The 11,771-nt window shown below is 60.2% G+C and carries 6 protein-coding genes; 2 read left to right on the top strand and 4 right to left on the bottom strand.

All coding sequences use genetic code 11. The features are described 5' to 3' along the window. Positions 1 to 6 precede the first annotated feature (6 nt). The gene (locus tag EA797_RS14435) at positions 7 to 999 is read left to right on the top strand and encodes a TRAP transporter substrate-binding protein (RefSeq protein ID WP_122166848.1); all 993 of its coding nucleotides are present in this window, start codon (positions 7 to 9) and stop codon (positions 997 to 999) included. 77 nt (positions 1,000 to 1,076) lie between these two features. Here the strand turns inward: EA797_RS14435 and EA797_RS14430 are convergent, their stop codons facing one another. Genes EA797_RS14430 through EA797_RS14415 form a run of 4 tightly spaced genes read right to left on the bottom strand, consistent with a single transcriptional unit; the run spans position 1,077 to position 10,009 of the window. After that, a complete protein-coding gene (locus EA797_RS14430; RefSeq protein ID WP_122166410.1) occupies positions 1,077 to 2,543 on the bottom strand; it encodes an efflux transporter outer membrane subunit in 1,467 nt (488 codons plus the stop codon). Beyond that, positions 2,540 to 5,644: an efflux RND transporter permease subunit gene (locus EA797_RS14425; RefSeq protein ID WP_122166408.1), complete on the bottom strand. Its 3,105-nt coding sequence runs from the start codon at positions 5,642 to 5,644 to the stop codon at positions 2,540 to 2,542. The genes EA797_RS14430 and EA797_RS14425 overlap by 4 nt, the downstream gene beginning before the upstream one ends. A gap of 52 nt (positions 5,645 to 5,696) precedes the next feature. Further along, positions 5,697 to 8,777, bottom strand: coding sequence for an MdtB/MuxB family multidrug efflux RND transporter permease subunit (locus EA797_RS14420; RefSeq protein WP_122166406.1), 3,081 nt, complete (start codon positions 8,775 to 8,777; stop codon positions 5,697 to 5,699). Further along, entirely contained in the window at positions 8,774 to 10,009 is a 1,236-nt protein-coding gene (locus tag EA797_RS14415) for an MdtA/MuxA family multidrug efflux RND transporter periplasmic adaptor subunit (protein WP_122166404.1), read from the bottom strand. The genes EA797_RS14420 and EA797_RS14415 overlap by 4 nt, the downstream gene beginning before the upstream one ends. 279 nt (positions 10,010 to 10,288) lie before the next feature. On the opposite strand from EA797_RS14415, the gene murJ reads away from it, so the two are divergent. After that, the gene (gene murJ / locus EA797_RS14410) at positions 10,289 to 11,755 is read left to right on the top strand and encodes a murein biosynthesis integral membrane protein MurJ (protein ID WP_122166403.1); all 1,467 of its coding nucleotides are present in this window, start codon (positions 10,289 to 10,291) and stop codon (positions 11,753 to 11,755) included. Positions 11,756 to 11,771: the final 16 nt, after the last annotated feature.

Here is an 11,771-nt window from a genome sequence, read left to right as displayed (position 1 = left end):
TCAATGATCAAGCCGATCATCACCCTTGCCGGCCTCGTGCTGGCAATGGCTGCAACCGCTGTCCAAGCGGAGCCGATTGTCATCAAGTTTTCCCACGTGGTTGCTGAAGACACGCCCAAAGGCAAAGGCGCACTGCTGTTCAAGCAATTGGTCGAGCAGCGCCTACCCGGCCAAGTGACCGTCGAGGTCTACCCCAACTCCACGCTGTTCGGCGATGCCAACGAGCTGGAGGCACTGGCCAAGAACGAAGTGCAGATGCTGGCGCCGTCACTGGCAAAATTCGAGCAATACACCAAGCAGCTCCAGGTATTTGACCTGCCATTTCTGTTCGACGACCTCGCCTCCGTCGATCGCTTCCAGAAGCGTGCGAAAGGTCGACAGCTGCTGCTTTCGATGGAAAAGCAAGGCATCACCGGCCTGGCGTATTGGCACAACGGCATGAAGCAACTCTCGGCAACAAAACCATTGCGCATGCCGAGCGACGCAAACGGCCTCAGCTTCCGCATTCAGCCTTCCGGCGTGCTTGAATCCCAGTTCGCACAGCTTGGAGCCTCCACGAAGAAAATCGCATTCGCGGAGACCTTCGATGCCCTGCAGACCGGAACGGTACAGGGCGCGGAAAATCCCTGGTCGAACATCTACAGCAAGAAGATGCACAGTGTTCAGCCTTACATCACCGAGTCGAACCACGGCGTGCTCGACTACATGCTGGTGAGCAACACGACGTTCTGGTTCGCCATCCCCCACCAGATACGCACCCAGCTCGAAGGCATCATCGAAGAAGTGACGTACGAAGTTAACCGCGCAGCCGAAGCGGCAAACCAGGCCGACCGGGACCGCATCCGCAAGGCAGGCACCTCAGAGATCATCGAACTCACTGCAGAGCAGCGCGAAGCCTGGCGTGAAGCCATGCGTCCGGTGTGGCAGGAGTTCGAACCAGTGATTGGTGCCGACATCATCAAGGCGGCACAAACGGTCAACCGTAAACAGCGTCAATAATCGCTACCAGCGAGCAACACGCCGCGGTCCGTGCTCAGCATGCACCGCGGTTTTTTTCATTTCGATAAAGCGAGAGCTCAGCGCTCGGTGGACATCACAGGCTCGGGCTGCAGCACTTCCTCATCCCAGCCGCCGCCCAATGCCGCGATCAGCTGAACACTGGCCGCCAGACGGTCGCCTAACAATGTGAGATTGGTGCGCTCGTTATTGAGTGCTGTCGTCTGCACCGTAGCCACGCTAAGGAAGTCGACCGTTCCGGCGCGATACTGGTTTTCGATCAGCCGCAGCGACTCCTGTGCCGCTTCCAGCGCCTGCTGCTGGACCACTGCCTCCTCGCCAAGCACCCGCAGCTGCACCAGATTGTCTTCGACCTCACGGAAGCTGTTGAGCACTGTCTGGCGGTAATTCGCGACCGTCTGATCGTAGCTGGCTTCCGCTTGTTCGAGTCCTGCCCGCCTGCCTCCAAAATCGAACAAGGTCATCGCCAGCTGTGGGCCGAGCGACCAGAAGCGATTGGGGACGCTGACCAGGTTGCTGAAACTGCTATTGCGATACCCACCGCTGGCACTCAGGGTCAGGTCTGGGTACCAAGCCGCTTCGGCCACGCCGATCTGTGCATTGGCAGCAATGACCTGGCGCTCGGCTGATGCGACGTCAGGGCGCCGTTCGAGCAACTGCGATGGCAAAGCCAGGGGCACTACGGGGAGCGCAGGAATTTGGTCACGCTCGGTGATACTCAGTTCCGATGGAGGAACACCTATCAGCACTGCGATGGCGTGCTCCATTTGCGCGCGCTGCCATCGCAGATCGATGGCCTGCGCCTCGGTACTCCTGAGCTGAGTCAGCGCTTGGGTTGCGTCCGATTTGGGCACGATGCCGGCGCGATACTGGTTCTCCGTCAACCGGAGCGAGCGGGCGAACGCTTCGACCGTCTGGTCCAGCAGACGCTGCTGCTCGTCCATCACTCGCAGTCGCAGGTAAGTTTGTACCAGTTCGGATTGCAGGCTGAGCCGCACGGCGGCGAGGTCAGCAGCGCTGGCCTGCATGCTGGCCTGGTTTGCTTCGAGATTACGGCGTAGACGACCCCATATATCGAGTTCCCATGATGCATCAAGACCTAGGCTGTAGCTTTCGCTGATGCCGCGGGCCTGATTCTGAATAGTCGAATTGCTTGTACTGCCCTGTCCACCGCGGGTCACGCCGCCGCTGCCGCCGATGGTAGGAAATAGCTGCGAACGCGCGCCCCTCACAAGAGCACGAGCCTGCCGGTACTGCGCTTCGGCTGCGGCCAGGTTCTGGTTGGAAACGTTCAGCCTCCCGACCAGGCTGTTCAGCTCGGCATCGCCGTAAAGCGTCCACCACTCGCCGCGCTGGAGAGCATCGGCTGGGGCGGCCACTTTCCAGCCTTCGGCCTGTTTGAACTCAGCGGCCATTGGCACATCCGGGCGCTGATAATCAGGGCCCAAAGTACAGGCGCTCAATGAGAGCGCCATGGCCACAAGTGCCAGCGGGCGCAGCGATTGATTGAAGGTCAACGAACTCATAGCGGATTTTCCAGTGCGGCGTCGGTGCGTACACCGCGCCAGCGGTTGAAACGATGGCGCGCGCGGTCCAGATACAGGTAGACCACGGGCGTGGTGTAGAGCGTGAGGATCTGACTCAGAACCAGGCCGCCTATGATCGTCAGGCCAAGCGGCTGACGCATTTCAGCGCCCTCCGCACCACCCATCAACAACGGCAATGCACCGAGGATGGCGGCCATGGTCGTCATCAGAATCGGCCGGAAACGCAGCAGGCAGGCCCGGCGAATCGACTCCGCCGGCGACAACCCTTCGTTCCGCTCGAACTGCAACGCCAGGTCGATCATCAGGATCGCGTTCTTTTTCACCACCCCAATGAGCAGGAACAGTCCCAGCAGCGAAATCAGACTGAATTGCTCGCGCATCAGGATGATCGCCAACAGCGCGCCGACACCGGCAGACGGCAGAGTCGAAAGGATGGTCAGCGGATGGATGTAACTTTCATAAAGAATGCCCAGCACGATGTACACGAGCAGCAGTGCGCCCAGGATCATCAATGGCTGGCCTTCCTGCGTCGACTTGAAGATGTCGCCAGTACCGCCAAGCCGCCCCTGTACCGCGCTTGGCAGCCCGATGGCCGCAACGGCACGTTCAATGGCCCGCGTCGCCTCATCCAGACTGACATCGGGAGCCAGATCGAAGTCGATGCTCTCGGCAGCGAACTGTCCGTCATGGCTTACCCGGTCCTCTTCCAGACTGCGCTCGTAACGCGCGAAAGCCGACAGGGGAACTCGCCGCCCGTCACTGGTTATCACCTGAATCTGCTCCAGTACTTCCGGATGCTGGGCGTAGCTAGGATCGACCTCCATGACCACGCGGTACTGATTGAGCGATTCGTAAATGGTCGAGATTTGGCGCTGGCTGAAGGCGTTATTGAGCAGTGTGGTGACTGTGCTCATGTCGATGCCCAATCGCTTTGCAGCATCGCGATCAACCTTGAGGCTGATCTGCTGAGCGCCCTCACCTTCGTTGGCATCGATACTGGTCAGCTCCGGCAGCGCCATCAGCGCGCGGGTGACTTGGGGTACCCACGCACGCAGGTCGGCCAGATCACTGGCCAGCAGATTGTAGGAATACGCCGAGCTGCTCTGCCGGCCCCCTCCGAACTGCAGATCCTGATCGGCCATAAGGAACATGCGACCACCAGGCACCTTCGGCTGGTTCGCGCGAATCCGCTCGATCACCTTCTGAGCCGATATGTTTCGCTCGGACAGCGGCTTGAGTCGAACGATCATGAAGGCGTTGTTGATACCGCCCTGCCCACCGATGAAGCCCGCCACGCTTTCCACCGCTGGGTCTGCCAGCACCGCCTTGCGGAAGGTTTCCATTTTCGGCTGCATGACCTGGAACGACATGCCGTCATCTCCGCGGATGAAGCCGGTGAGCTGACCGGTGTCCTGCTGTGGCAGGAATGTCTTGGGCACTTCGATGTAGAGAAATACGTTCAGGCCGATAGTCGCGAGCAGCGTGAACAACGTGATGCGGTGGTGACGCAGGGCCCATCCCAGTGAACGATCATAGTGACGCAGCAACCATTGATGTGCATCGTGGCTCCAGCGGTGCAAACGGCCATCGTGCTCGGGCTGATGGGGCTTGAGCCAGCGCGCGCAGAGCATGGGCGTCAGCGTCAGCGAAACCAGAAGCGAGACCAGAATGGCCGCTGCCAGCGTTATGGAAAACTCGCGGAACAGCCGTTCGACGATGCCGCCCATGAACAGGATCGAGACGAATACCACCACCAACGAGAGGTTCATCGACAGGAGTGTGAAACCAACCTCCCGCGTGCCGATGTATGCAGCGCGCATCGGCGGCACGCCGTCGTCGATATGCCGCGCGATGTTCTCCAGCACCACGATGGCGTCATCCACCACAAGCCCTGCGGCCAGGATCAACGCCATCAGGGACAACACGTTGAGCGAAAAGCCGAACAGATACATGACGGCGAAGGTTCCGACCAGCGAGACCGGTACCGCCAGCGCAGGTATCAGCGCGGTTCGCAGTTTGCCGAGGAAGAGAAACACCAGAACGATCACCAGCCCCACGGCGATCAGCAAGGTTCGCTCAGCCTCGTGCAAGGTGGCGCGGATCACGGGTGAGCGGTCCATCGCCACCGCCATGTTGACGCTGCCCGGCACTATTGCCTGCAGCGCCGGAAGCTCGTTGCGAATGCCTTCGATGGTTTCGATGATGTTGGCGCCCGCCTGGCGGTTGATCACCAGCAGCACGGCTCGCTCGTTGTTGAAAAAACCGTCGTTGTAGCGATCCTCCACGCCATCCCTGACCTTGGCGACGTCGCTCAGCCGCAGTGCAGCGCCATCCTGATAGCGAATGATCAACGGCAAGTAGTCTGCAGCTTGGTGCAGTTGGTCATTGGCTTGCACCTGCCAATGGCGATTGTCGTCTTCAACCATCCCTTTCGGCCGCCGAACATTGGCCGCCGCGATCGTCTGGCGGACCTCATCCAGCGATACGCCGTACTGTTCCAACTGCTGCGGTTGCAGTTCGACCCGAACCGCTGGCAATGAACTACCACCGACTTGCACCTCGCCGACACCGGGCACCTGGGAGAGCTTCTGGGCCAGGACGGTGGAAGCGATATCGTAAAGCTGACCTTTGTTCAGCACTTCGGAGGTCAGCGAAAGCACCATGATGGGTGCCTGCGCGGGGTTGATCTTGCGGTAGGTCGGCATGCTGCGCATACCGCTGGGCAACAGGTTGCGCGAGGCATTGATCGCCGCCTGCACATCTCGAGCAGCGCCGTTGATATCTCGCTCGAGATCGAACTGGATGATGATTCGCGTCGAACCCTGGCTGCTGCGGCTGCTCATCTGACTGACACCTGCGATGCTACCTAGCGACCGTTCCAGCGGAGTCGCGACGCTGGACGCCATGATCTCCGGGCTTGCGCCGGGCAGGCTGGCCTGCACCGTGATGACTGGGAAGTCCATGTTCGGCAAAGGCGAGACCGGCAGCATTCCAAAGCTGACGCCCCCCAGAATCAGGATCGCCAGGCTCAGCAGCATGGTTGCCACTGGGCGTGCGATGAAGGGTGCTGAAAGGTTCATGGACGCGCGCCAGTCATGGGTTCCAGCGTTTCGGCGTACGGCCTGACCCGGATCATGTAGGCGCTTCCTGCGTCTTCATCTGCCTTTTCGAGAATCGATTGCTCAACCGATCGAAGAACAGATAGATCACCGGTGTGGTGAACAGGGTCAGCAACTGGCTCAGCAACAGCCCGCCGACCAGCACCAAGCCCAGCGGCTGGCGCAGCTCGGCGCCGGAACCTGACGCCAGCATGAGCGGCACCGCACCGAACAGCGCGGCGAGCGTTGTCATCAGGATCGGACGAAAACGCAACAGCGCGGCCCGGTAGATCGCGTCCTGGGGGCTCATGCCTTGATGCCGTTCCGCCTCCAGAGCGAAGTCGATCATCATGATCGCGTTCTTCTTGACGATACCGATCAGCAGAATGATGCCGATGATGGCGATCAGGCCCAGATCGTTACCTGTCAGCAACAGCGCCAGCAAAGCACCAACCGCGGCCGACGGAAGCGTTGAAAGGATCGTGATCGGGTGAATGTAGCTCTCGTAGAGCACCCCGAGCACGATGTACATCGTCACCACCGCCGCCAGAATCAGTAGCAGGGTGCTCGACAGCGACGCACGAAATGCTTCGGCTGCGCCCTGGAATCGGCTCTGGATGCCCGCAGGCAAGCCAATTTCGGCCTCAACGCCTTCAATGACCTCTACCGCCTCGCCTAACGAGACGCCCTCGGCCAGGTTGAAGGACAGTGTAACCGCCGGAAACTGGCCGATGTGATTGATGAGCAAAGGTGCGTTGCGTTGTTCGAGCGTCGCCAGGCTGGACAGTCGGACCGGTGTGCCCCCCTCGCTCTGGACGAACAATTGTTCGAGCGCCTGCGGGCCGAGACGGTTGCCGGCCTCTGCCTCGATCACCACTCGATACTGGCTGGCCTGAGTAAAGATGGTCGAAATCTGGCGTTGGCCGAAGGCGTCATACAGCGCATCGGTGATGGCAGATATCTGGATGCCTAGCCGCGCAGCTGCATCGCGATCGATGTTCAGATAGATCTGAAGTCCGTCACTCTGCAGGTCGCTGGCCACGTCGGTCAGCTCCGGGCGTTCGCGTAGAGCCGCCACAAGGCGCGGCGACCACTCCTGAAGCAGCGCGCCATCTGGCGATTCGAGACTGAACTGGAACTGCGTGCGGCTGACCCGATCTTCAATCGAGAGGTCCTGCACCGGCTGCAGGAACAATTCGATACCGGGCAGTTTGGCCAGCTCCGGCCGCAACCGGTCGATGACCTGGCTGGCAGTGACGTCGCGCTCGGCATGAGATTTCAGATTGATCAGTAGACGTCCGCTGTTGAGCGTCACGTTGTCCCCGTCCACGCCTATATAGGAGGACAGGCTTTCAACCGCCGGATCGGCGAGGATGACGCGAGACAAGGACTGCTGACGCTCGCTCATCGCGCGGAATGAAATTGCCTGAGGCGCCTCGCTGATGCCCTGTATCACACCCGTGTCCTGCACCGGGAAGAACCCCTTGGGCACGGCCAGGTACAAAACGACTGTCAGGCCCAACGTTGCCACGGCAACCAGCAGGGTCAGCGTCTGGTGACCAAGCACCCAGGTCAGCCAACGCGCATATCCGCCTATCAGACGCTCGACCCAATCCGGTTTGGATTTTTCCACCGAGGCGGGTTTGAGCAATTTGGCACACATCATCGGCGTCAAGGTCAGGGACACCACCAGCGAGAGGAGAATCGCAACGGCCAGCGTGATGGCGAATTCGCGAAACAAACGGCCCACTACGTCCTGCATGAACAGCAGCGGAATCAGCACGGCGATGAGCGATAGCGTCAGGGAAATCAGCGTGAAGCCGATCTGCTTGGCGCCTTTCAGCGCCGCCTGTAGCGGCGTTTCGCCCTCCTCTACATGGCGCGCGATGTTCTCGAGCATGACGATGGCATCATCGACCACGAACCCCGTTGCTATGGTCAGCGCCATCAGCGTCAGGTTGTTCAGCGAGAACCCGGCGAGATGCATCACCGCGAAGGTCCCGATCAGCGACAGCGGAACCGCGATCGAAGGGATAATCGTTGCCGACAACCGCTTGAGGAACACGAACGTGACCATTACGACGAGGAAGGTCGCCAGCAACAGCTCATGCTGCACATCGGTGATGGCCGCGCGAATGGTCTGGGTGCGATCTGTCAGCACCACCACATCGAGGCCGCTCGGCATGCTGGCGGTCACCTCCGGCAGCAGCGCCTGGATTCGTTCGACCACTTCGATGACGTTGGCGCCCGGCTGGCGCTGGATATTCAGCAGCACGGCCTGGCTTTCATTGGCCCATGCGGCGAGTCGTTCGTTTTCTGCCCCGCCGACAATATCAGCCACGTGTTTCAAGCGCAGCGTTGCGCCTTCGTTGTAAGCCAGGATGAGTTCGGCGTATTCCTCGGGTGTTTTCAGCTGATCGTTGGCGTCGAGCATCGACACCCGGGTTGGCCCATCGAAGTTGCCTTTGGGCTGATTGACGTTGGAGCTGGTGACCAGCGTGCGCACATCTGCAAGTGACAAGCCGTACGATGCGAGCGCTTCGGGGTTCACGCGAATGCGCACGGCCGGCCGTTGTCCGCCGGCGATGCTGACCATGCCGACACCGCTGATCTGCGCCAGCTTCTGCGCCATCCGCGTGTCGACCAGATCATGCAATTCGGGCAGCGCCAGGCTTTCCGATGTCACGGCGAGCGTCATTACGGGCGTATCGGCGGGGTTGACCTTGTTGTACACCGGCGGCGCCGGAAGGTCGTTGGGTAGCAGGTTGCTGCCCGCATTGATCGCGGCCTGCACTTCCTGCTCGGCGACGTCCAGCTCGACGTCGAGCGAAAAGCGCAAGGTAATCACCGAGGCGCCACCCGAGCTCGTCGACGACATCTGGGTCAGGCCGGGCATCTGGCCGAATTGCCTTTCGAGCGGTGCGGTGACCGCGCTGGTCATGACCTCAGGGCTGGCGCCTGGGTAAAGCGTCATGACACGAATGGTCGGGTAATCCACCTGCGGCAGCGCCGAGACGGGCAGCATTCGATAGGCAATCAGGCCGGCAAGCAAGATCGCGATCATCGTCAAGGTGGTTGCCACCGGCCGAAGGATGAACAGCCGCGACATGTTCATTGCGCGGGTCGCCCGCCGCGGCCTTGTGTCTCGACCTTGGGAGATTCAGCTGCCTCCTCGGCAAGCTTCTGCGGGTCCACCACCTCCACTTCGCTACCGTCACGCAGACGATCGGTGCCTTCCATCACGATGCGCTCGCCCACGTTCAGGCCGTTGATGACGACCGTCTGCTCTCCATTGCTTGGTCCGACTTCCAGTACCCGCAACTGGACTTTGGAGTCGTCACCAACCACATACGCATAGTTGCCGCGTGAGCCATATTGCAGGGCAGCAGATGGAATCAGCATGGCGTCCTGAAGTGTTTCGACACGCAGGCGAACGTTGACGAACTGATTGGGGATGAGCAATTCCGCTTCGTTATCGAAACGTGCCTTCATCTTCAGCGTGCCGGTAGTGGCATCGATCAGATTGTCGAAGCTTTCAAGCACGCCTTCGCCGAAGAGTGTGCGCTCGCCGCGATCCCAGGCTTGCGCCGCCAGCTCATCGCCCTGACGGAAGCGTGCGATGACTGGCGGCAGCTCGCTCTCAGGCAGAGTGAAGCTGATTGCCATTGGCTGCGTCTGAGTGATGACGACAAGAGGTGTGGTGTCGTTGGCTGCTACAAGGTTGCCTTGATCCAACTGCCGCAGGCCCACGCGGCCATCGATCGGAGCGCGGATTTCAGTGAATTGCAGATTCAGCTTGGCCTCGTTGACGGCTGCCTGATTGGCAGCAAGCGTGCCCTGGTACTGATTTACCAGCGCTTGCTGAGTATCGAGCGTTTGCTTGGCGATGCTGTCGTCGGCGAACAGCCCTTGATAGCGCTTGAGATCGACCTGTGCGTTTTGCAACAGGGCGCGGTTCTGCTGGAGTGTTCCTTCAGCCTGTTCCAGCGCCACCTTGTACGGCCGCGGATCGATCACCGCAAGCAGATCACCAGCTTTGACCCGCTGACCTTCGTCGAAGCGCACCTCCATCAACTCGCCTGCCACACGGCTGCGAACATTGACAGTATTGAGTGGCGTGACAGTGCCGAGCGCCTTGGCGTAAACCTCGAACGAGCCCTGTTCGACCGTCGCGACGCGCACCGGCGTCGGTCCGCCAAATGCCCCCCGGCGGCCTTGTGGTTGCTGAGGTTTCTCGGCTGCGGTTGGCCATAGCCACCAGATAAGCACCACGGCAGCGATAATCAAGCCGCCTATGACCAACCAGCGTCGCACGGAGCCGGCAGAAGAAGTGTTCGCCTCGGACATGAACTGAGTTCGCCTGAAAATGAGCGTGAACCATAAGCAGTCGCGCTCCGCTCGCAAAGGGGATTTACGGCATTTTTACGTATCGGCCGGTTTCATCGTCTCGATGAGGCAATTTGTCCCGGAACCAATAGAATGCCCGCCCAGTCTATTTCGCGTTCGACTTGCTGGCCTTCTGCCGTAAGCCCAATGCTGATCACCAGGCATTCGCCTATATCCCGTTCAACATAGTCATCGAGTCGTAATGGGCCACTCTCTGGATGGCCGTTCAAGGATCAAGGAATGAATACATCGTTGGTAATTCTGGCAATCACTGTTGCCAGCTTCCTTCTCGGTTTTCTGCGGGATATTTTCATCGCCAGGGAGTTCGGCCTGAGCTGGCAGGCAGACCTTATTTTCGTCTCGCTGATCCTTCCCCTTTTCTTCGAGAACTTTCTCGGCCTGGCACTGCGCGACGCAATGATCCCTTACCTTCAGCGACTTCGCAGAGAGTCGGAGGAATTGTTCCGAGCGGTCGCGGGCTGGCTTTATTGGCGCATCAGCCTGGCCGGTGCAGCCGTAGCCCTGCTGATCATCCTATGCAGCTACTGGATTCTGGGCGCGCTGGCGCCAGGCTGGACGGTTGAGCAGCTCGACGCGGGACAATTGGTCTTCTGCGTTGGCGCCCTGTTGATCGCGGTCCAGGCCGTGCTCTACTGCCAAAGCGCGCTGCTGAACATGGACAACGTGTTCATATTGCCGATGTCGCGTACGGTGCTGCTGAACGCCGGCGCGATCATCGGCATTCTCATTTTCGGTCCTAATGGAATGGTGATCTTCGCTGGCATGCTCGTGCCCCAACTGGCTCTCATCGTCGTTCATCATCGCCGCCTCGGTTATCTGGGCGGTTCCAGCAAAGCAGCTGGCAAAGGACGAGGTGGCGATTTCGGCATGGCTTTGGCCCCAGTGTTGCTCGCAGCCGGCGCACAACAGAGTTGCATCCTTGCCGAACGGATGTTTGCGTCCTTCCTGGATGAAGGCAGCATCTCGATGCTGTCCTTTGCGTTCCGCATCGTCACCATTCCTCTGACGCTCTACGCGATGTCGGTCCTTGGGGTGCTCTTTCCGCGCTTCGTCTCCAGTTGGGGCGACAATGACCTGACCGCTCACGCCGTCGTGATTCGCAAAGGGCTGCTGGCAACCCTTCTGTTTCTGGTACCGGCCGCCGTCGTGCTCTGCTCATTCCCGCAGTCGGTCGTCTCCGTGCTTCTGGAGCGCGGTGAATTCGGCGCCGCGCAATCCGGGGCAACAGCGTCACTGGTAGTCCTATACGCGCTCGGGCTCCCAGCCATGGGGATGGCATTGCTATGGGGGCGGGTCTTGCTCTCACAACATCAATCCCGGCTGTTTCTCGCTATCACGCTTATCAGCTCGGCATTGACCGTAAGCCTGGACGCAGCGCTGTATGGCACCTACGGCGCCGAGGGGCTGGCATTTGCATTCTCTGCCGGGGCGGCAGTGCAGGCGCTCTTCATGGGTCTCTACGTCTACCGCACCTCACCAGCAGGTCTTGCTCCTCGCGTTTTGCTGCGCTGGCTGGGCACGGCTGTTGCGGTTGCCGCAGTGCTGCATTGGGTTCCAGCACCTCACGGGCTGCTGCAGTTGTGCCTGTACATGTTAATGGTGCTCGTTGCCTTCGCCGTGGGCGTAGCCGCGCTTGGCGAGCGAGACCTGTTCAAGCCGGCGTACTGGTCCATGAAGAACGCCTGAGCGATGTGAAGGCGAA

This window comes from Stutzerimonas zhaodongensis (assembly GCF_003696365.1).
GTDB classification, from domain to species: Bacteria; Pseudomonadota; Gammaproteobacteria; order Pseudomonadales; family Pseudomonadaceae; genus Stutzerimonas; species Stutzerimonas zhaodongensis.
This window is presented reverse-complemented; position numbering and strand designations above follow the sequence as displayed.